The 21,315-nt window shown below is 59.3% G+C and carries 23 protein-coding genes; 16 read left to right on the top strand and 7 right to left on the bottom strand.

Annotation, left to right across the window (positions count from 1 at the left end; translation table 11 throughout):
• Positions 1-8: 8 nt before the first annotated feature.
• Positions 9-1,484 (bottom strand): NAD-dependent succinate-semialdehyde dehydrogenase, encoded by a 1,476-nt coding sequence (locus ACR0MM_RS16120; RefSeq protein WP_170342490.1) that lies wholly within the window; start codon positions 1,482-1,484, stop codon positions 9-11.
• Between the two features lie 289 nt (positions 1,485-1,773).
• On the opposite strand from ACR0MM_RS16120, the gene ACR0MM_RS16115 reads away from it, so the two are divergent.
• The 7 genes from ACR0MM_RS16115 (at position 1,774) to ACR0MM_RS16085 (ending at position 9,377) form a co-directional block, all read left to right on the top strand.
• The gene (locus tag ACR0MM_RS16115; protein ID WP_480697315.1) at positions 1,774-2,853 is read left to right on the top strand and encodes a hypothetical protein; all 1,080 of its coding nucleotides are present in this window, start codon (positions 1,774-1,776) and stop codon (positions 2,851-2,853) included.
• A gap of 251 nt (positions 2,854-3,104) precedes the next feature.
• Positions 3,105-4,223: a hypothetical protein gene (locus tag ACR0MM_RS16110; RefSeq protein ID WP_480697313.1), complete on the top strand. Its 1,119-nt coding sequence runs from the start codon at positions 3,105-3,107 to the stop codon at positions 4,221-4,223.
• 21 nt (positions 4,224-4,244) lie between these two features.
• Positions 4,245-6,176, top strand: coding sequence for an AAA family ATPase (locus tag ACR0MM_RS16105; protein WP_480697311.1), 1,932 nt, complete (start codon positions 4,245-4,247; stop codon positions 6,174-6,176).
• The gene (locus ACR0MM_RS16100) at positions 6,173-7,120 is read left to right on the top strand and encodes a hypothetical protein (protein WP_480697309.1); all 948 of its coding nucleotides are present in this window, start codon (positions 6,173-6,175) and stop codon (positions 7,118-7,120) included. The genes ACR0MM_RS16105 and ACR0MM_RS16100 overlap by 4 nt, the downstream gene beginning before the upstream one ends.
• The gene (locus tag ACR0MM_RS16095; protein ID WP_480697307.1) at positions 7,117-8,454 is read left to right on the top strand and encodes a DUF6638 family protein; all 1,338 of its coding nucleotides are present in this window, start codon (positions 7,117-7,119) and stop codon (positions 8,452-8,454) included. The genes ACR0MM_RS16100 and ACR0MM_RS16095 overlap by 4 nt, the downstream gene beginning before the upstream one ends.
• Before the next feature lies 1 nt (position 8,455).
• Entirely contained in the window at positions 8,456-8,722 is a 267-nt protein-coding gene (locus ACR0MM_RS16090) for a hypothetical protein (protein WP_093963662.1), read from the top strand.
• 10 nt (positions 8,723-8,732) lie between these two features.
• Positions 8,733-9,377, top strand: a complete 645-nt coding sequence (locus tag ACR0MM_RS16085; protein WP_093963661.1) for a DUF1523 family protein — start codon at positions 8,733-8,735, stop codon at positions 9,375-9,377.
• A gap of 50 nt (positions 9,378-9,427) precedes the next feature.
• Here the strand turns inward: ACR0MM_RS16085 and ACR0MM_RS16080 are convergent, their stop codons facing one another.
• The 6 genes from ACR0MM_RS16080 to ACR0MM_RS16055 all read right to left on the bottom strand — a co-directional run bounded on the left by ACR0MM_RS16080 (position 9,428) and on the right by ACR0MM_RS16055 (position 16,670).
• Entirely contained in the window at positions 9,428-10,522 is a 1,095-nt protein-coding gene (locus ACR0MM_RS16080) for a flagellar basal body P-ring protein FlgI (protein WP_480697305.1), read from the bottom strand.
• A complete protein-coding gene (locus ACR0MM_RS16075; RefSeq protein WP_480697303.1) occupies positions 10,519-11,526 on the bottom strand; it encodes a flagellin in 1,008 nt (335 codons plus the stop codon). Before ACR0MM_RS16075 ends, ACR0MM_RS16080 begins: the two co-directional genes overlap by 4 nt.
• A gap of 2 nt (positions 11,527-11,528) precedes the next feature.
• Entirely contained in the window at positions 11,529-12,968 is a 1,440-nt protein-coding gene (gene flgK / locus ACR0MM_RS16070) for a flagellar hook-associated protein FlgK (protein WP_480697385.1), read from the bottom strand.
• Positions 12,969-13,006: 38 nt separating this feature from the next.
• Positions 13,007-14,302, bottom strand: a complete 1,296-nt coding sequence (locus ACR0MM_RS16065) for a flagellar hook protein FlgE (protein WP_170343156.1) — start codon at positions 14,300-14,302, stop codon at positions 13,007-13,009.
• Positions 14,303-14,399: 97 nt separating this feature from the next.
• Positions 14,400-15,239, bottom strand: coding sequence for a flagellar motor protein MotB (locus tag ACR0MM_RS16060; RefSeq protein WP_480697301.1), 840 nt, complete (start codon positions 15,237-15,239; stop codon positions 14,400-14,402).
• A gap of 93 nt (positions 15,240-15,332) precedes the next feature.
• Positions 15,333-16,670 (bottom strand): FliI/YscN family ATPase, encoded by a 1,338-nt coding sequence (locus tag ACR0MM_RS16055; protein WP_480697299.1) that lies wholly within the window; start codon positions 16,668-16,670, stop codon positions 15,333-15,335.
• A gap of 87 nt (positions 16,671-16,757) precedes the next feature.
• On the opposite strand from ACR0MM_RS16055, the gene ACR0MM_RS16050 reads away from it, so the two are divergent.
• The 9 genes from ACR0MM_RS16050 to ACR0MM_RS16010 are packed head-to-tail and all read left to right on the top strand — an operon-like array spanning position 16,758 to position 21,315.
• Complete coding sequence (locus ACR0MM_RS16050; protein WP_170365611.1) at positions 16,758-17,147, top strand: FlgB family protein; 390 nt, start codon at positions 16,758-16,760, stop codon at positions 17,145-17,147.
• A gap of 10 nt (positions 17,148-17,157) precedes the next feature.
• A complete protein-coding gene (gene flgC / locus ACR0MM_RS16045; protein WP_170526217.1) occupies positions 17,158-17,544 on the top strand; it encodes a flagellar basal body rod protein FlgC in 387 nt (128 codons plus the stop codon).
• A 12-nt stretch (positions 17,545-17,556) separates the two neighbouring features.
• A complete protein-coding gene (gene fliE / locus ACR0MM_RS16040) occupies positions 17,557-17,847 on the top strand; it encodes a flagellar hook-basal body complex protein FliE (RefSeq protein ID WP_480697297.1) in 291 nt (96 codons plus the stop codon).
• A gap of 3 nt (positions 17,848-17,850) precedes the next feature.
• Positions 17,851-18,123: a flagellar biosynthetic protein FliQ gene (locus ACR0MM_RS16035; protein WP_170365606.1), complete on the top strand. Its 273-nt coding sequence runs from the start codon at positions 17,851-17,853 to the stop codon at positions 18,121-18,123.
• Complete coding sequence (locus tag ACR0MM_RS16030) at positions 18,123-18,833, top strand: flagellar hook-basal body complex protein (RefSeq protein ID WP_170372469.1); 711 nt, start codon at positions 18,123-18,125, stop codon at positions 18,831-18,833. The genes ACR0MM_RS16035 and ACR0MM_RS16030 overlap by 1 nt, the downstream gene beginning before the upstream one ends.
• Positions 18,834-18,857: 24 nt before the next feature.
• Complete coding sequence (flgG, locus tag ACR0MM_RS16025) at positions 18,858-19,643, top strand: flagellar basal-body rod protein FlgG (RefSeq protein ID WP_170343153.1); 786 nt, start codon at positions 18,858-18,860, stop codon at positions 19,641-19,643.
• The gene (gene flgA / locus ACR0MM_RS16020; protein WP_480697295.1) at positions 19,643-20,059 is read left to right on the top strand and encodes a flagellar basal body P-ring formation chaperone FlgA; all 417 of its coding nucleotides are present in this window, start codon (positions 19,643-19,645) and stop codon (positions 20,057-20,059) included. Before flgG ends, flgA begins: the two co-directional genes overlap by 1 nt.
• Before the next feature lie 2 nt (positions 20,060-20,061).
• On the top strand, positions 20,062-20,790 hold the full coding sequence (flgH, locus tag ACR0MM_RS16015) for a flagellar basal body L-ring protein FlgH (RefSeq protein ID WP_170372463.1): 729 nt from the start codon (positions 20,062-20,064) through the stop codon (positions 20,788-20,790).
• A 9-nt stretch (positions 20,791-20,799) separates the two neighbouring features.
• Positions 20,800-21,315 carry a flagellar basal body-associated FliL family protein gene (locus tag ACR0MM_RS16010; RefSeq protein WP_480697293.1) on the top strand — a complete coding sequence of 172 codons (516 nt, stop codon included), beginning with the start codon at positions 20,800-20,802 and terminating at the stop codon, positions 21,313-21,315.

Below are 21,315 nucleotides of genomic sequence, written 5' to 3'. Positions count from 1 at the left end.
CCGTCCGATCAGACTGCCATGCAGATGTATTTCATCTCGAGATAGTCTTCCATGCCGTGGTGGCTGCCTTCACGGCCAAGGCCGGATTGCTTGACGCCACCAAACGGGCCCAGTTCCGAGCTGATGATGCCGGTGTTGATGCCGACGATGCCGTATTCCAGCGCCTCGGCCACCTTGTACACGCGGCTCAGATCCTTGGCGTAGAAATACGAGGCGAGGCCGAAGATCGTGTCATTGGCCATGGCGATCACCTCGTCCTCGTCCTCGAATTTGAACAGGGGCGCCAGCGGACCAAAGGTCTCTTCCTGCGCGACCTTCATGTCCTGGGTCACGTCAGTGATGATCGTGGGCTGGAAGAAGGTGCCGCCCAGATCGTGCGGCAGGCCTCCGGTCAGGATCGCGCCGCCATTGGCCGTGGCATCGGCGATATGTTCCTGCACCTTGGCCACCGCCTCGTCGCTGATCAGCGGGCCGGTCGTTGTGCCATCGGACAGGCCGTCGCCGATTTTCAATGCCTCGACCGCGGCCTTGAGCTTGGCGGCAAAGGCGTCATAGACACCGGCCTGCACATAGATGCGGTTGGCACAGACGCAGGTCTGGCCGTTGTTGCGGAATTTGCACAGCATCGCGCCTTCGACGGCAGCATCCAGATCGGCGTCGTCGAACACGATGAACGGCGCGTTGCCGCCCAGCTCCATCGAGCATTTCATGACCTGGTCCGCGGCCTGACGCAGCAAGATCCGGCCCACCTCGGTCGAGCCGGTAAAGGTCAGCTTGCGCACGCCGGGGTTCTCGCAGAACTCCTTGCCGATCTCGCTGGCCTGTGACGAAGGCACCACGTTGAACACGCCCGCCGGAACGCCGGCCTGTTCGGCCAGCAGCGCCAGCACCAGCGCCGACAGGGGCGTTTCGGTGGCCGGGCGCGCGACGAAGGCGCAGCCAGCGGCCAGTGCCGGGCCTGCCTTGCGCGTGATCATCGCGTTGGGGAAGTTCCACGGCGTGATCGAGGCCGCCACCCCGATCGGCTGTTTCAGCACCATGATCCGCTTGTCGCGCTGATGGCCGGGGATGGTCTCGCCATAGACCCGCTTGGCCTCTTCGCCGAAGAATTCGATGAAGGACGCGCCATAGGCGATCTCGCCCACCGCCTCGGCCAGGGGCTTGCCTTGCTCGGCGGTCAGGATCTTGCCCAGATCCTCGGCGTTTTCCATCATCAGGTCGAACCACCGGCGCAGGATCGCGGCGCGCTCCTTGCCGGTCAGCTTGGCCCATTCCTTCTGTGCGGCCTCGGCCTGCGCGATGGCACCGGCCACCTGGGCGCGGCTGACATCCGCGACCTCGGCGATCACGTCGCCGCGGGCCGGATTGGTGACGGCAAAGGTGCCGTTGTCACCATCGACCCATTGCCCGCCGATATAGGCCTTGGTGACCAGAAGGTCGGGGTTCTTCAAAAGCGATTTCAGGTCGGTCGTGGTATCCAGCATGGGTCGGCCTCCGGGCAGGGAAAGAATTTGCGCGTACCCAATCAGGTGGCGCAGAACATGTCTAGGGCCACCCGGGGGCGTCAATCAATCCAGATTTGATCAAAAAATAGATCGGCGTGCGATGCAAGGGCCGGAAAGCATCAAAAGCCAGCCAGCTGTTGGTTTTGACGCCTATCTTTTTCGATAGGGTTTTGCCAAAGTTCCGGTGATTTGAGAGACCCAGGGGGATGTAAATCGTTATAACATTTCCTATCTTGTTGGGTAGATAAGAAAAACAAGGATTGGACAGATGTCGAACCAGCAATTCGAAGCATTGATCGAGGAAACCCAGGCCAAGGTGCGCGAAAGCCAGTCGCAGATCGAAGGGCTGACCTCGCGGATCGAGGCCGCACGCGCCAAGATCGGAACGGCCGAAGCGGATATCGACATCGAAAATGCCACGCTTGAAGACGTGCACGCCCATACCGAGGTGATGAACGCAAACATCGCCGAACTGATCATGGGGCTGGACGACGTCACCAGCGCGTTTTCCAAGGATTTCGACGAGATGCGCTCGAAGACCGGGTGGGAATCCTTCGTGGGCATCTTCTCGAAGGGTAAATCCGAGTCAATGCGCCAAGAACGCATGCGCTCAGCCAATATCGACGACAAGCTGCAGGACCTGATCGCGAAATCAGACGTGATCGTGAAGCTGCTGGAAGGACAACTGGCCGTGCTGGAAGAGCAGCGCGTGAAGGTGGAGAACAACCTGACCGTCACGCTGGACGACCGCGAGGCGACCGTGGCGGAACTCGAGGCGCTGCGCGCAGAGATTCAGGGCATGGATCCGACGATCATCACATTGGAAAACAAGATCAGCGTCGAACAGGACGCCGCCGCGCGCACCCAGTTAGAGACTGAATTGGCCGAGCTGAACAAGCAATACAACGCCAAGGTTCAGGAAGAACAGGTGAAGCTGGCCAAGTCCCAGACGTTGGAGCGTTACATCGAAAAGGGCAAGACTTGGGTCGATTCGCTGCAAAACCAGGCGGCGACGCAGATGGTGCTGATCAACAAACTGCAAACAGACACGCAGCAACGCGTGGTGCTGTATGACGCCCTGACCAAATCGCTGAAAACCGCACAGCAACAGGACGTGGCCCACCGCATCAACGAGATCGGCGTGCAGACCGATCAAGAGGCGCAAACCGCCATGGCCGCCATCGGCACAGCGACCAACCAGAAAATGGCCGACATGCTTGAGGCGCATGAGGACCACATGGTCTTTGCCCGCGACGTGCTGGAGAAAAAGGCCAAGGCGGATGAGCGGTTCGCCCGCCGGTTTGCCTCGATTGTCGAGAAGCATGATAAGAATTTGTATGGGGGGTGAGGACGCGATCCGTTCGCCGCTAAAGATGCTAAGTTCAGCGGTGGGCGTTGCGCTCTTCGGGGCGCTTCTCATCCTGTTCGGGTACCTTACCCAATTGATTCCAGCATACCTTGGTCCCGATCTGAGATTGATGATGTTCTTCGTGCCATTGGTCTTCGCGCTCGGCTCATTTGGAGTTTCAGCCGTGTTCGCAGTCTGGGGCGCACTTTGGTTGGCATTCGAGGTATTCCTTCTATTGGTCGATAAGCTAAATGAATAACCCAACCCAAGACCATGTTGGCCTGACCGACACCTTCGCCTCGCGCCGCTATTTCCGCAAATTCGAGGTGATCACCGTACACCTCCTACGCGTGGCCGCGACGATGGAGGCGGAAGGCGCGATCAGCAAACAAGAGGTGCGGATCATTTCGCGCTACCTCTCGGGGCTGCTCTACACCTTCCGTGCGCTCAGCATGAAATACCTGCTGGTCGGGCGCGATACGGGACGGTTCTTTGGCAGCCTCGCCATGGACAAGCGCGACAGCGGGTTTCCGGTGGCGGCCGAACTGCTGACCATGGCCAATGACGCGCAGCAGGCGCAGGTACATCTGGCGAATATGCCCTCGGAAGAGGACCTGAAAACCGAGATGGTGCGGACGATCATCAGCGACAGGGAAATCCCCACCAAGCTGCAATTCGCGCTGTCTCAAAGGCTCTATTACGAGGAATTGTTGAAAGGTCAGTTGTTCTGGGCTCGCAATGATCCGGAGTGCCATTGGATCGAGACCGAGGGCGAGCGGCGGAAATTCCTGATTCATTGGGCGGTCTATGACAGCCAGATCAACCTGCCGGTCATCTACCTGATGCAGTTGGAGGACAGCGGTAAAACGGCCCTGCCCAAGGACCAGCGTCGCTGGCCCGAAGTGCAGGCGCATCTGATGGCGCAGTCGCTTGGTGGCTTGAAACTGGTGACCATCGCCAAAGGCTTCGACCAGGATTTCGACAACCTGCACCCCAAACACCTGCGCCGCATTCATGTGGGCCCGATGTATTCCTCGGCCTATACCGAGCAATCCGGCCCCCTGCGGCAGGTGTTGGAGGACGCGCAAGCCCCCGAGGGGCAGGATTGGGCTCTGGCTTGGACCACCGAAGAACTGCACAGCGAAGAGGTCATCGAAGAACGCGCCGGATGGTTCTCGACCGTCGAGCGCGAGGTCTTTGCGTTGGACCCCTTCGGTGGACAGGGGGCCGAGACCGGGGCCACACGCACCCAGCGCTCGATCATCCTTCCCCAGCGTCCGTTCCAGGTTCTGGCCGAACGCAATCCGCCGGGCTTTGCGGATGTGCGCAAGTTCGTGGTCAGCAAGTCCGGGCAGGTGTTGCGATATTGATAATACAAAGGCGATTTTGAAATGAGTTTGACGTCAGACCAGATGGAATTGCGCGAAGACGATATTCGCAAGCACTATCCTGCCGCCACCGCATTGCTGAACGGGTTCGAGCATGCGCCGCGCATAGCCAAACCCGCCGAGGCCGCCGTCGAACGGTCACCGGGTGTGTCGACGGGGCGGCGGTTCCGGTCGACCACGCCGGGGTTGGTAACCCGCCGCACTGCGCGAGCCGATGGGGTGCATCTGGTCGAACGGATCGAGGCCGCGGATGACGGCGACGCGCTGGTGTCCCCACAGCAGGCGACCACACAGCAGGCGATCCGCCGGGCGATTGCCATCGCTTTGGCGGTGGCCGAAACCTATGCGGACCAGACCCCGCTGGCCGATCTGAAACGCGCCAATCTGGCCGGAGATCTTGCCGCCGCGCGCAAGACCGAATTTTCAGATCTGCTGACCGCCGAAGCGTTGATCACCTTGCACACCTTCGGCAATGCGTTGGCCTATTTGATGTCCTCGCATCTGGGTGAGACCACGGTCGAAATCGGTGAAATCGAAGAGGTCCTGACAGACAACGGCCAACTCGCCCTGCACGGTGCCCTTTGGGAGCTGGATCAGGTTCTAGCCAAGCACGCGCCCGATGATGCCCATCTGATCGCGGCCACCAGTGCCTATGCAGAGCAACTGATGGAAAAAGCTGCTCTGCGCGCGCAAACGGCTGGCTATCTGGCCCCGTTCCAGAACGCCGCCTGGCATATCGAGGCCGACGATCTGACGATCCGGGGGTTTGAGCCCGCGTCGAAGGCCAAATCCACCACGCTCACCATGACGTTCAAGAAACCGAACGAGGTGGTGGGCAACCATATCGCCAAATATCAGGCCATGAAGCTGGCCAAAATGCTGATGGCTTATGATTTTGACCGTCGCCTGAACCCGTTCGCGGAGCTTGGCGGATTCATCTTTACCTTCATGGGCGACGGCAAACCGGGCACCGGCAAGACCACTCTGATCCAGATGATGGCCGGGCTGATCAATGACTACTGCCAGAACGCGGGCTATCCGTTTCGTTATCAGAACCTGAGCACCGACAATATCGACAGCTATCAGGGCAAATCCGGCCAGAATGCCAAGGCGTTCATCAACACGATCATCGACCCCTCGGTCATCGGCTTTGGCACCATCGACGATATCGACCAACTGGCGGGCAAACGCGGCGACCGGCAGTCCAGCGCGGGCCAGCTGGAAATCACCGCCGTGCTGATGGAGAGCTTTGCGGGCGCCAACACCGTCGTGCGCGGCAACTGCACCTTTGGCATGTTCTCGAACTACCCTGAAAACGTGGACGACGCCCTGCGCCAGCGGGCGGGTGCGCGGTTCCTGGTGGACGGGCCGCAAACGCGCGAGGATTACATCGACATTCTGCACCTGCTGATGGGCCGCAACCACGAAATCCCGCTGGGTGAACACGAAGCCTATGCCGCGCAGGAAATCAAGAAGGCCGTCGCCGCCAGTTTCGAAAGCCACTCGCGCCCGCATGAGGATGCTTTGCTGCAGGTCTATGAGCGTGTTTCTGGCCAGATCGGCCAGATGGACACGATCGCCAAGCTGGGCACCTACCTCAAGGCGATCCAGCAGGCGGATGAGCGTTTTACCGGCCGCGCGATCAAGAACATCACCGACGCGGTCAAGGTCCGCGCAATGGACTTCGAACTGCCCGACGAGTGGATGGAAAACCCCGACCTGTTCCTGTTCCGCGACTACGACACAAAGAAGGCGATGATCGAGGACCTGCGCCAGCCGATCACGGTCGAGATGGTGATCCAGGAGATCAACCGCTACGCCGACAGCGAGTTCCGATATGCCGACAAGAGCGATGAGGTCGCCATCGAAAACGCCGTCCGCGAGATGGGTCGGATGGAAGAGGCCAAGCGGCGGTATCTGGAGGTGAAGGGGTGAGTTGGTATGGTTTAACGATACCTTCTAACGTAACGATTCAGATAGGTATGTTTGCGGCGACTTGGCTGCTGATCCAATTTGCTTTGCAGCCGCCCCAGCTAAAAAACAAAGTTCGATATGCATCCGAGAGATTTCGTGGCCTCGACGAAACAGTCAAAATTGGCGTCTGGGGGACCTTAACTCTCGTACTTATCGTAGTTGCAGTTTTTGGGTTCACCACCTGCAGTGAAGACGGAACTTGCACCAATAAATTTGCGGCGCTGTTAAACTCTTCACCGAACGTGTTTGGTGATACGTTGGCAGGTATTGCGAGCGCTTTAGCATTCCTTTGGCTTATCGTGACTGTAGTTCTGCAGGGAAAAGAGCTAGCGGCTCAGCGCCTAGAACTAAGTCTGTCTCGAGCCGAGTACGAAAAGATGGCCGGTGCGATGACCGATCAAGCTGAAGTTCTCAAATATGAACGAAAGTTTCGAGAGTTTGAACGTGAGCGGAGAATTCTCGATCAGCTACTTGCCAATCTCGTTCGAGTTTGCTCCCTCACAAACAAGAATTTGCGCTTGGATTTTGAAAGGGAAAAGGATGACTATTCTCGATTAGTTGATGACAGTGGAAACTATGATGAGGATCAAACGCAGATCGATCGGCTCGAGTTCTTTTCAAACAACCTAGAAGGACTTTTGGATGACAGAGTCTATCAAGTTTCAGAAGCAGCAATAACTACTTTGCATTGGTTGAGCCAATCAAATCGAGCGAGCAGATGTGTTTCCAAAGGTCGGCCGGAGTTTTTCGAACGCATAGTCGACCTGATCGATCAAATACTCGAAAGGCAGGAAAAAGTTAGCAAAGATGATGCTTTGCGAATTGTTGGTTTGCAATTGCCTCAAATGAAGGAAAGCCTTGAAAAGATGCTAGCCATGGATCTTTGGAGGCGGGCGGGGTCATGATCCGCCTCATCGAAAAAGGCCTGATGTTCGGCAATCTCGTCCACATCTCCAGCCCGGCTCTGGTCGAGCGGTATAACCGCGCGCTGCAGCATCTGGCGGGCAAGACCACGACGCTGACGGATTTCCATGTCGATATCTCGGGTTATTCGCCCGAGGTGGGGATTGAACTGGACGACCCGCTCTACCTCAACCCCAACGGAGTCAACCGGCAGTTCATTCTGCTGACGACCGAGCAGAAACGCGCGCCGCTGCTGAACGTCAAATTCTCGACCTCGCGCGATATTCTGCGCGAGTTTATCGAGATGAACGAGGCGCAGCTGTTTGCCCTGACCGCCACCGATGCGGTGGCCGGAGAGTTGGTGAACTCGGTCTTCAAACTCACCACCCCGCGCGACCTGCTGAACCTGCGCAAGATTGAGATCGAGGCCGACACCGTGGGCGGCACTCTGCGCAAGGCCGAGCAGCTGGCGGGCATGGTCGAACAGTTCAAAACCGAAGAAGACGCCTGGTTCGACGATGTGCTGATTGCGAAGATGATCGAAACGGCGAAAGAGACCGGAGATGTCACCCGCAACCCTGTACGGCTGCGCCACACGGTGTTTGAACAGCGCAACTTCTGGACGGCGCATTTCGGCGGCATGTATCTGTTCCCGGATCTGGATCACCCGGCGGCGATCTGCATGGGTGAAAGGCCAGAGGATCTGCCGATCAAATATGTCTTTGATCCGTCGCAGCGAAACCAGATCGCCAAATTTCTGAATTACAACGATCTGGTCGAGCCGATCGTCAAGGCCCGCGGCGTGGATGCCGCCGCGATCCTGCAACAGAAGATGGACTTTCTGACCGTTGACGCCGCCGCGGATGCGGGCATTGATCTGACCGGGCTGGACCGCAGCGACATGCGGCGTTTGGCGCGCAATCACGCGGATCGCTTGCCCGAAGCCTATCATGGCCTCGCGCAATTGTTGCGCTGGGCGACCGATGGCGGGCCTTGGCCGCGTATCACCTCGGATCACCCGGCCTATTTCTATTCGCTGCGCGCCGCAAATACCCCGAACCGCGATCTTGTGAATATGCTGCTGGCCGAGCTTGCCCCGCTGGACCCGCGCCAGATGTTCATTTGCCACAAGGAATTATTCTACCGCACCTATGGTGGCTGGCCGGAGCCAAAAAAGGCCTATGTGACCGAGTTTCTTGCCCGTGAATATCAAGTGGACAAGGCCGGGGCCCGCGCCGCACTGTTCGGGCATGAACCCGACATGAGCGGCGAAGATCGGGTCAGCGAGGCGGTGATCGCACGGGTCGGCCCCTGGGGCGCGGTAAGGAAAGAGTGATATGTTCGGAGCAATGCGCCTGTTTCTCGGTCTGCTCGTCGTTCAGACGATTGCCTACTTTGCCTTGTCTCTTTACTCGCGTCGCGTCCGGCGACAAAAGCTTGAGACATGGTGGGAAGAGAAGGGCAAGACCGGCAACAAGGAAGCCTTCGTCGAACGCGGATTGCACGTCTATGACAATTCGTTCCGTCGCAAACTGATCTTGGGTGTTTATATCGTGCCTTGGGTGGCGATCGCCGCGCTGATCTATGTCGTGAACTACATGTGAGGTTTTGGGAATGGTCTACATCAAATGGGCGTTCATCCTGATTTTCTGGATCACGCTGGGTGCGATCCTGCAATACTCGCTGCCGCAGCACGACATTGTCCGCATCGTGAACACCTACGAAGAGCGGCAGGATCTGACGGATTGGACCCGCATTTTCTGGTCCGAGCCCGATGATCAGTCGACCAGCCTTTCGAACCGCGATGTGCAGTTCATCCAAGCCGTGCGGGCGAACGGCAAGCCGATCGTCTATCGGAACGAAGATACCAGCTGGGGTTGGCCACCCTATTTCAAGTTCGATACCGCCAACCTTTACACCGAAGCCAACGACGCAATCTCGGACAAGGATGATCCGGATTGGGTTGTCGTGACCCACTACGGCTGGCGCAACGAGTTTCTGTCGATCTTCCCGAATGCCATTTTCATCAAACATGTCGAAGGACCGGACGTCCGCATCATTCCCTGGTTCAACATCATTTTCCTGACCGTGTTTTTTGCCATCGTCTGGGCGCTTTGGGTGCGTTGGCGCAGGTTCCGCGAAGCCCGCATCGACCCCATGCTTGAAAGCGTCGAGGATGGTCTCTACGCCGCTGGGGATGCGATCGACGAACGAAGATCCAGCTTCCGGCGCTGGCTGGACAGCTGGAAGTCAAAATAGACCAGAACCGGGAACCAGTTTGACCATCGGCTACCCGGCTAGGCGTCCCGCTATCTGACGACAAACTCAGCATGAAGGGCCCCGGCGGCTTTGATGGTTTTGAGGATGTCGATCATATCCCGCGGGGACACGCCCAACGCGTTCAGGCCGGCAACCACCTGCGACAGTGTCGTCGCTTCAGGTATTTCTGCCAACCCGGTGAAGGCGTCCTCCTCAATCCCTGCGATGGTTCGCGGCACAACAACGGTCTCCCCTCTGGCAAAGGGGTTGGGCTGAACGGCGATCGGAGATTCCTCTACCCGAAGTGTCAGATTGCCTTGGGAAACCGCGACACGTGAGATTCGGACCTCCTGCCCCATGACGATCGTGCCGGAGCGCTGATCTACAACCACCCGCGCTTTGGTTTCAGGTTCAATCAGGATGTTTTCGATCCGGCCGATCGCATGCGCCGTGGAAGGGGCCCGCGTTTCCGGGATGCTCAATTCCACCGTGCCCGAGTCGCGCATGACCGCAACGGCGCGATTGAACTCGCGGTTGATGGCCGCTTCGATCCGGCCGGCGGTCGTAAAGTCCGGCTCGCGCAGGGCCAACCGCAATTGGGAAAGGCCTGACAGTTCAAAATCGATCTCCTGCTCGACCCGGGCCCCGGCGGGTATGACACCGGATGTCGGGACTCCTTGAACAACCGATGCAGCGTCACCTTCGGCGACTGCACCACCTGCCAGAACGGTGCCCTGCGCAACTGCGTAGATCTGCCCATCCGCTGCGTTCAACGGTGTCATGACGAGCGTGCCGCCCAGCAGGCTTTTGGAATCTCCGATCGCCGAAACGGTCACATCGATCTGCCCGCCCACCCTCGCAAAGGGCGGAAGGGTGGCGGTGACAAGAACGGCGGCGACGTTCTTGGGGCGAAAGTCCTCGCCAGTGACGTTTACGCCCAACCGTTCCAGTATGTTCGACATGATTTCTTCGGTGAACGGGGAATTGCGCAGCCCGTCACCGGTTCCGTTTAGTCCAACGACAAGGCCATATCCCACCAGATCATTGCCGCGTACGCCGTCAAAATTCACCAGATCCTTGAGCCGAACAGCCCCGGAAACCGCCACCGAAGGCAGCATGATCAGAAGGAAGGCCAGAAGTCTCATCTCAGGAAATTCACCAATGATAGGGTCGAGTTGCGGACAGTGACCGAATAGAGGCTTTCGAGCTGGAACTGCACGGTCTGCAGGTGTGCCGCAGTTTCGTAGGGATCGGCGGCGACAAGTTCGTTGCGCGCGTATTCAAAACTGGTCCTGGCCGCCGCATTTCGTGTTTCGGCCTGTTCGATGCGGGCTTGCACCGCTCCGAACTGAGCGCGCATCGTCACGACGTCATCTTTGGTGTTGGCCAGAGCCACGCCCAGATCGGTAAACAAGGCAGTCTGCAGGTCTGGTGGCCATCCCAGCGCGCCCTCCGTCGCCAAGGCCGCAAGCGCGACATCGCGCAATCCATCCCGAAGTTTCGGATCATTGGCCGTGAACGGCATGTTCAGCCGCTCGGTCTCCGAAATCTGCATTGGTGCGAGGGTCGTGTTGGACCCGTTGAACATGACTGCCTCGAATCCGGCAGGATCATTGAACCAGTCTTCGGCCGCCTGGCGAATATCGGTCAGGGTTGTCAACCCTGCCAATTCGGTTCGCAGAGCAGCCAGTAGCGTGTCCGTCGACTGCAACGGAGAGGCGTCCGTGGCGGTTCCCGCGAACAAGCTGCGGCCACCGACCCGCGTGTTCAGTGAAGAAATCATCGTGTCCAGTTCGTTGCGCGCCTGAGCCGAGGCCTGAGCATGCGAAGTCGCTTGGTTGGACGTCCCAAACGCGAGCAGAGAAGCCGAAACCTCGCCGATCGAGGTCTCAAATGTCTCGAGGCTGATCTGAGTGGCATCAGCAAACAGATTTGCCTCGGCGGTCGCCGTAGAGAAGGCGCCCAGCTGTGCAATTTTTCGATCCAGGTCCAGCAGATGCGAGTAATCGCCACTGAGACGCCCAGAAATGTCAGCGGTTTGACCAGTAGACATTTCATAGGACAGGGTTTCGATCTGCGTTTTGATCTCGGTGCTGCGCGCACGCAAGGTCAGACCGCGGGCCAGATCACCAATCGAGTTCAAGGTCATGGTTACATCCTCAGCAGCAAATCCATCAATTCGTCGACAACGGTGACGATCCGCGCATTGGCGGCATAGGCCTGTTCAATCTGCATCATGCGCTGCAATTCGGTGTCACTGTCCACGCCTTGCTCGGCCACTAACTGTTCCATTTGAAGTTGCGCGTTGGATGCGTAGCTTAGGCGCGATTGAGCGGTATGGGCAGCGGCGCCAGCTTTGGACAAAAGCGCCGCCGACACCTCACTGGCCCGTAGGGCCCCTGTGCCGAAAGCCGGGGCAGGGCGCGGCGTGGTCAATACGGCGCCAAAAACCTGCAGCTGGGTTGCCTCACCGGGGTCGTTGGGTGCAACGGCTCCCAACCCCGCGCGCAGTTTCCAACTGTCGCCGCCGGCATCAGGATCGACACTCGGGTTGAGCTCAAGACGGGACGCGAGCCCCGCCGGCGCCGTGGCATCGAAACGGACGCCGGCATCGGTGAACAAGCCTGGATCAGTCGGCATCGCGGTCGGGTCAAGGCCGGCAGTCTCGAACCGTTCGATCAGATCGCGCGCGACTGCGTCCAGGTCCTCATGCGCGTCGATGGCCAACACGTCGCGAATGTCAAACTGGGCTGCCAGAGCGCCGCCGCGGATCTGTGCGGAATCACCGGATGTGCGGACTGGCCGTCCGTTGAGCTCGAGCCCGGAGAGCAGTCCGTTCCCTACGGTCATGTGCGGTTTGGTATCACCGGTGACCGAGAACGCGAACTCTGCGGCTGATCCTTCCAGAAGTATCAGCCCACCGTCGGAATACAGTGAGACGCGGTTCTTGTCGCGCGTCACGACACTGACCGGAACCAGCTGGTTGACTTGGTCAATGAGAACCTGGCGTTGATCCAGCAACCCATTGATATCGCCGCCCGCGTTCTCAACAGCCGGGATCTTGGCATTCAACGCTTCGATATCTTTCAGGGTCGTATTCAGTGTTTCGACATACGTCCCGATTGTTCGGTCCGCGTCAGAACGCATCTTGCTGAGGCCGTCGGACGCCTTATTCAAATCGGCAACCAGATCCCCAGCTGCGCGCGCCGCCAGATCCAGACGCTCGACCGAGCCGGGATTGCTTGCGGCCGTGATCAAGCTGTTCTCGAATGCGCTCAAAGATACCGCGATCGATCTGCCGTCATCGGGGGTACCGACCAATGCTTCGAATTGCGAGTAAAACTCCGAGATTGCCGAGGCCGCCGCGCTATCCGCCGTTGCCGCGCGCAGGTTCGCCATCAGAACAGGATCTTGATGGCGGGTGATTCCCACGACCCTGACGCCGTTGCCGGAAATAGAGTTGGTGGTCAGCTCCAACGTCCGCTTGGCGTAGCCGGGCGTCAGCGCATTGGCTATGTTGCCCGAGACGACGGCGGCGCCGCGGCTTGCCGCGCCCAGCCCACCCAGCGCGTTATTCAGGGCCGTTGACATGCTCATGAGGCCGTTCCTTTCCGCTTTGCAGGTTCAGATCAGCGCTTGATGTTGGTTGTTTCCTGCAACATCTCGTCGACTGTCTGGATCACCTTTGCGCTTGACGAATAGGCGCGCTGGGTTTGGATCATCGACGTCAGTTCAGTCGCAACGTCGGTCGTCGACTCTTCGCGCGCGAAGGAAATCAATTCGCCCGTCGGACCTTCGCCGGCATCCCACAGGAAATAAGTTCCACTGTCGCGAGACGGCGCATATGTCTGGCTGTCGAGTGCGGTCAGCCCATTCGGGTTGGGGACGTCCGCCAGCGGTATCTGGTACATCCGACGGGTGACGCCCGTGTCATACAGCGCGTAGACGTATCCGTTTTCATCGACCTGAACGCTGGACATGGTCCCGACTGCGGATCCGTCCCGAGTGATCGAAACCGGCGCAAACGTGTCGGACAGTTGAGTGATTCCATCGCTGTCACCGATCAGACCGATATTGACCTCCATCGGGCCGCCGGCGACGTTGACGACAAAGCTGCCGGTGGTCGGATCATAGGTGCCACCGGACACGGTGGTCACACTGGCAAGGGTACCGCCTGCGGTTCTGCTGTCCGTAAATGTCAGCGTATATTCACCGATCACGGCGCCGCCCGAAGCGGAGTCGCGCAAGATCATCGTCCATTCGTTGCTGGACCCGGCGGCCGGCACCGTCGGGACAAGCTCGATATCGACATTCTCGGGTTTGCCCAAATTGTCGAAATATTCGACGGACAAGGGCTGCGTGTCACCAGGTGCGCCGGCATCGGTGGCCGTGGCGGGCAGGTTCATGCGCAGGTTCATTGCGGTGGTCGGCGAGCCGGACAATTGATTGACGCTGAGTTGAACCGGCTGCAACGCTGCGGGTGTGTCGCGCGAAACGTTGGGAATGGACCCATCGGCGTTGGCGGGCCAGCCCAGCAGCACAAGTCCGGACTCGGTAACCAGATACCCTTCCGCATTGGTTCGGAAGGATCCGGTGGTGGTCAGAAGCATTTCGTTTGAATCGGTTCCAATCTGGGAACTTGGGCGAACCGGCAGCATGCCCCGGCCGCGCACGGCCAGGTCGGTTGAGTTGTTGGTGGTAACCAGCGAGCCGCGCTGATCGATCAGTCGCTGGCTGGTGGTCCGGACGCCGCCCGCCGAATAGCTTCCGCCCTGGCCCGACGTCACCATCGAATGAAAATCCGTCTCAACCCGCTTGTAACCGTAGGTCGAAGAGTTGGCGATATTGTCCGATATGGTCGCCAACCTGTTCGCGTTGGCCTTCAAGCTGGCCACACCGGCATTCAGCGAAGAGGAAATTGTCATCGGCACGCCCTTCTGTTGCGTCAATCGTTCCCGCAACAGGTAACGCGCTGGGCCTTAACAGCGCGCTAACAAGTAAAATGCCAGATATCCTCCGATCTCAGGGATTGCGTAGAAACACGATCTCGATCCGGTTGTTGCGGGCCGCCATCGGGTTTTTCACCGCCAGCTTGCGATCGGCATGACCCGTGACCCGTTCAAGCCGTTTGGCGCCGACCCCCTTGTCCTGAAGCATCTGCCGTACCACCTGCGCGCGCGAAGTCGACAGATCCCACGACGGATTTCGGGCCAGAACCACCGGAGAGGAATGCACGTGACCCTCGACCGAGATGGAATTCATCACCATGTCCGATGAACGTGCAACCAGCAGTACCAGTGCACGCATCATCTGCGTTGGAGAATCGGAACCTCTCTCGAACAACGGCTCATCTTCGGTATCGAACAGCTCGACGATCAGACCCTCGTCCGTCACCCGAGTGACAATATGCTTCAAGGCTTTTTGGGTCACCATGCTTTCACCGGAGCGCCCCAGCAGTCGCGCCTCGAGCGACGAGAAGTCTTCGAACGCGCCGCGCCCGCCGCCATCGGCATCCACACCACTCGAACCCCGTGCGCGCTTGGCCTCGGTCGGGTTCTTGTTCGTCGCTCCCGAGCCATCCATCACCATGGTTTTCTCCGAGAACATATTGTCGCCCCCAAAGGCCCCGTCGCCCCCGCCGGAAACGGGATTGATCGGAATTGTCGGAGAGAAGTAGTCCGCCAAACCCTTGCGTTGCTTTTCGGTCGTTGCGTTCAGCAGCCACATCAACATGAAGAACGCCATCATGGCCGTCACGAAGTCCGCATACGCGACCTTCCAGGCGCCGCCGTGATGGCCATCGCCACCCGAAACGCGCTTCTTCTTGATGATGATCGGCGCCGCATTTGATTGCGCACCCATCTAAACCACCCTTTTTCACCCGCTTATTGGATTAGCAGCGTGGGGATTAAGGGCGGCTTAATATCTAAAACTGTTCAGACCTTTGCCGACCCCTCATTGGACCATCCCGGCGCTGGCCCGGCGCAGGATGACCGAAAGGCGGTTGAAACTGTTCTGGATTCCGTCCGGATCGAGTTTGCCGAAAAAGCCGTCAAGCTCGTCATGGATGCGAACCGCCTGATCCAGGAGCGGGTCCGTGCCCGGCGTGTACAGACCCGCCTTGATCATCACTTCGGACTGCTCATAGCTTCCGACCAGCCGGCGGGCTTCGGCGATCAGCTTGTTTTCCTCGGGTGTCGCCGCAGCCGGTAAAGAGCGCGAGACCGAACGGCTGAGCGCGATGGCTGGAAAGCGCACTCGCTCGGCGATCTCGCGACTTAGCACGATATGCCCGTCAAGAACGCCGCGCAGGATGTCGGCCACCGGTTCATCCATGTCCGAACCCGCGACCAGAACGCTGAACACGGCGGTGATGTCGCCCTGATCGGCGGTTCCCGGGCCGGCGCGTTCACAAAGGCTGGCGATCATCGGTGTGACCGAAGGCGGAAAACCCCGCAGGGACGGGGCCTCACCCATGGCGACGGCGATCTCGCGATGCGCCTCGGCGAACCGGGTGACCGAGTCGCAGAGGAACAGAACGCTCAGACCCTGATCCCGCAAAAACTCGGCCGCTGTCATCGCAGACCAGGCGCAGCGCCGGCGGGCCAGAGCTGATTGGTCGGACGTGGCCGCAACCACGATCGAGCGCCCCATACCTTCGGCGCCCAACGCGGTCTCGACGAATTCATTCACTTCGCGCCCGCGTTCGCCCACCAGCGCGACGACCACGGCATCGGCTTGCATGGATCTGGCCAGCGTTGCCAGCAAACTTGATTTTCCCACACCCGACCCCGCAAAAAGGCCGACACGCTGCCCCTGGACGATCGGAAGCAGGGTGTTCAAAATCGCCAACCCGGTGGCCATACGGTCTCCCAGCGGTTTGCGGTCGACGGCCCGGGGGGGCGCGGACATCACGTTGCGGGCCTGCGTCCCGGGCAGAAGTGGTTTGCCGTCCAGCGGTTTGCCGAACGGATCGACCACGCGACCAAGCCAATGCAAACCGGGTGCAAAAACCGGAGTCGGCTCAAGATAGACCCTGTCCCCCAGGCGAACGCCGTCAGGGGCTGCGCCAGGCAGCATGTGAACGGCTCCGGCCTCGACCTGCAACACTTCGCCAGCCAAGGGCTGGTCGTCGCGTCGCCGCAAAATCAGATGGTCGCCGACGCGCGCGTGTTCCGCCAGCCCTTCGACCTCGATCACCCCACCGGAAACACCCGCGACCAGACCCTTGTGCCGCACTGGAGAAAGCCGTTCGAACTGGTACTTCAGAATCGAGGGATCGAGGTCGGACATGGCGTCGGCTCCAATTGGTTTCTGAAAACGGTTTCTAAAGGAATCGGGGTTAAGCCTTGATTGAAATTGATCGAGGGAGAAGCCCCGATGTTCTCGGACCTGAACGTCTTTAAAGTTGCGTACGCCCTGGCAACCCACGCCGGACAACGGCAGGCCGTCATCTCGCGCAACATGGCCAACGCGGATACGCCTGGCTACCGGGCTCGCGATATTGAGCCTTTCGTGGAAGCCTTTGAAAAATCCAGTGCCACCAGCGCAATGAGCGCGACCCGCGACGGTCATTTGAACGGTGTCGGGCCGGGCGGCATGACTTGGGCCGAGCATATGCGCGGCGGCGCCGTCGATCCCAATGGCAATGGTGTTTCGCTCGAAGAAGAAATGCTGAATGCGGTCGAGGTCAAGCGACAGCATGACCGCGCGCTGGCCATCTACAAGTCCTCGATCGGGATCCTGCGCACCGGTCTGGGCAAGGCGTGAGGAAGCCGTCATGAGCGATTTCTCCAAATCCCTGGCCGTCACCGCCAGCGCGCTGCGGGCGGAGGCTGCGCGCCTACGCCATGTTTCGGAAAACATCTCGAACGCGGATACTCCGGGTTACCGGCGCAAATCGGTCCCTTTCGAGACGGTGCAAAAGGACGGCACTGATCTGGTTCAGGCCGGTCGGGTCAGGCTGGACCGGCGGGCGTTGCCCCGGATCTATGATCCCGGTCACCCGATGGCGGACGCCAGCGGATATTACGCGGGGTCCAATGTCGATCTTATGGTCGAGATCGCCGACGCGCGTGAAGCGCAACGCAGTTACGAAGCAAACCTCAAGATGTTCGACCAGACCCGACAGATGTCGGCCAGCCTCATGGAATTGTTGAGAAAATAAAGGAAAGCCAGAATGGATATCCGATCGATCACCGCGGCTCAGAGCTATGCGCATGCCCGCCCGGCCACCCAAGCGGATCCGGGAACAAGTGGCGCGGCACAAGGGCTGCGCGCATCATTTCAGGACTTTGCGGCAACCCTGAAACACAGCGAAGAGGTCGCCCATGCGGCCATGATTGGTCACGCCGACCCACATGCCCTCGTGCAGACACTGGCCCAGACCGAACTTGCGGTCGAAACAGCGGTTGTCGTGCGCAACAAGGTCGTTGAGGCCTACCAGGAAATTCTGCGGATGCCGGTCTGAACGATGCTCAGCGAAGGTCTGTTCTATGACGTCGTGCGTCAGGCCCTGTGGATTGCCGTGATCACGTCAGTTCCGATTCTGACGGTTGCGCTGGTCACGGGTTTGACCGTGGGCCTGTTCCAGGCCCTGACGTCCATCCAGGAGATGACCCTGACCTTCGTTCCCAAGTTGGTGGCCATCGTCATCGTGTTCTGGGTCTCGATGGGCTTCATGACTCAGACGCTGGTCACGTTCTTCACCTCGACACTGGTTCCGCTGATTGCAGGAGGCCGCTGATGGATACAGCTTACGTCACCTTGTCCCGTCAAACCGGGCTGATGAACGAAATGCGCCTGGTCGCGAACAATATCGCCAATGCGCACACGACGGGTTACCGCCAGCAGGGTTTGGTGTTTTCCGAGTTTGTGCGGGACCTTCCTGGCAGCCCCTCTCTGTCCATGAGCCGTGCTCAGGCGCGCAACACGTTTTTTGCACAGGGCGTGTTGACGGAAACCGGTGGGCAATTCGATTTTGCAATCGAAGGCAGTGGGTTTTTCTTGGTTGAAACTCCGTCCGGCAACCGTCTGACCCGGGCGGGCAGCTTTTCACCGGACGCCAATGGCGATCTGGTGACGATGGATGGGCACCGCGTGCTGGACAGCAACGGGGCCCCGGTCTTCATCCCACCGGACGCAGCAACCATTGATGTGGGCGGCGACGGGACGCTCAGCGTGAATGGACAGGCTTTGGGGCAGATCGGGGTGGTTCAGCCCGCGGAAGGCACCGAGTTGGTGCGGGAAGGCAGCACCCTGTTCAAACCGGAAGGCGAGGTCGAGCCGGTCGAGCAGCCAGTGGTTCTGAACCGGTTTCTGGAGGGTTCGAACGTCAACGCCATCGGCCAGGTGGCCCGGCTGATCGAAATCCAGCGTGCCTACGAACTGGGTCAGAGTTTTCTTGACGCCGAAGACGAAAGGGTCCGCGGCGCCTTGAAGACCTTGATGCGCTGATCTGAAACTGCAGGAGAAACCGAAATGCGAGCCCTGAAAATTGCCGCGACTGGAATGGCGGCGCAACAAATGCGGGTCGAGACGATCTCGAACAACTTGGCGAACATGTCGACCACGGGCTACAACGCCCGGCGGGCTGAATTTGCGGATCTGCACTATCAGCAGATGGCTCGCGCCGGCACGGTGAACGCCGCGGACGGTACTGTCCTGCCGACGGGAATACAGCTTGGTCTGGGTGTTCGTCCCGCGGCCGTGACTGTCGAGTTGGCCCAAGGCGCGTTGTCCGCGACGGGCAGTGACTTGGACATCGCGATCGAAGGGCGCGGATATCTCGAGGTGGTTCTGCCAAACGGCCAGTCGGCCTATACCCGTGACGGCAGTCTGAAGCGATCGGCCGAAGGCCTCATCGTCACTTCGGACGGGTTTGCGGTCGCCCCCGAAATCACCATCCCGGACGACGCGCGGTCGATTTCCATCAACGCGTCCGGCGAGGTCTACGCCTATTTTGACGACACCGCGGAAGGGCAACTGCTGGGAGAATTCACGCTGGCCAGCTTTTCCAATGCCAAAGGCCTCGAGGCCATCGGCAGCAACCTGTTCAAGGAAACCGAGGCTTCGGGCGCTCCGATCGTGGGCACCCCAGGCGAGGACGGGCTCGGGATGCTGCGTCAAGGCTATTTGGAGGATAGCTCGGTCGATGCGGTACGTGAGGTGACCGATCTGATCGAGGCGCAGCGCGGCTACGAAATGAATGCCAAGGTGATTTCGGCCGTCGACCAGATGATGGGCGCGACGACACAGGTACGCTGATGCGGGTCGTGGCCTTCATATCCCTGTGGCTTCTTCCGGTTGCCGCCTTTGCTGACTTAGTCGTGCCGACCAGAACGATCCGGGCCAAGGAGATCATTGAATCCGCTGATCTTCAGGTGAAATCCGGTGAGGCACCCGGCGCGGTAAATGATCCTGCAGACCTGATCGGGCAGGAAGCCAAGACCGCTCTGTATCCCGGTCGGCCAATTCTGATGGCAAGTGTCGGCCCTCCCGCCCTGGTCGATCGAAACGATCTGGTGACGCTTGTCTTCGTGAAAGGCGGACTGTCCATCGCGGTCGAAGGGCGCGCGCTGGGCCGTGGCGCCGCCGGAGATCGCATCCGAGTCATGAACCTGTCGTCACGAACGACGGTAACAGGAAAAATCCGTCCCGACGGCCAAATCGAGGTGTTTTGATCATGAAACTGTCCAGATCCCTGTTGCTGGCCCTCCTGTCCCTTTCCGCCTGCGGGCGTTTGGACCATCTGGGCAAGCCGCCCAGCCTGTCGCCAACTACGGAAACTCCGGAACACGTGGCGATGTTGTGGCCGGGTTTGCCGTTGCACACTCAATCCCAGCGCGCCGTGGACCGCGCGTCTCTGTGGAGTGGGGGTCAGCAATCTCTGCTGGGTGATCAGCGCGCCATCAAGAAGGGCGATATTCTGACTGTCGTGATCGAGCTGGATGAGAAGGCCGAAATCTCGAACGATACAAACCGGTCGCGCGGCAGCTCGGAAGATCTCAAGGTTCCCGGCCTCTTGGGATTGCCCCAGCGCGCCGCGAAACACCTGCCAGATGGTGCGTCACTGGACGAAGCGGTTTCGATCGATTCCGCGTCGGTCAGCAAGGGCAAGGGGTCGGTGAAACGCAAGGAAAAGCTGACACTGCGCGTCGCCGCAACGGTGATCGATGTCCTGCCGAACGGCGTCCTGTCGATTTCCGGAACACAGGAACTGAGGGTGAATTTCGAACTTCGCGAGCTGCTGGTGTCTGGTTATGTGCGTCCGCAGGACATCTCGCGCCAGAACGAGATTACCTATGACAAGATCGCGTCTGCACGGGTGTCCTATGGTGGCCGCGGTCAGATCACGGATGTTCAGCAGCCACGATACGGGCAACAGGTACTGGACGCGCTGTTGCCATTCTAAGGTGTTCAAATGATGAAGAAACTACTCCCCGTTTTCTTTTTGATTGCAGGTCTCGGGGCCGGCGTTGCGGCTGGGCTATTTTTGACACCGGGACCAGCGGATACCGAAGCCGATGCCAAAGCACCGGAGCGCCACGCCGAGGAGACAACAGACAAATCGAATAAAACCTCCGGCTACAGTGAGAAGTCCGGCAAGGCCGGTCCCTATGAGTATCTCAAGTTGACCAAACAGTTCGTCGTTCCGGTCGTCGAAGAAAACGAAATCTCTGCTCTGGTGACCATGTCGCTGAGTCTGGAAACCCGGCCGGGCATCTCGGAGGAGTTCTACGAAATCGAACCGAAACTGCGGGACGGGTTTCTTCAAGTGCTGTTTGATCACGCGAATATTGGTGGGTTCGACGGCGAATTCACGCAATCGGACAATCTTGAGGTGCTGCGAAAGTCCCTGTTGGAGGTGGCCCGAAAGGACCTTGGCGATGACGTGTCCCGTGTTTTGATCATGAGCGTGAGCCGCCAGGACACCTGA

The sequence above is a fragment of the Ruegeria sp. BC6 genome, from assembly GCF_056539185.1.
The sequence above is the reverse complement of the archived record's forward strand: the minus strand, read 5'-3'. Positions and strand labels throughout refer to the sequence as shown.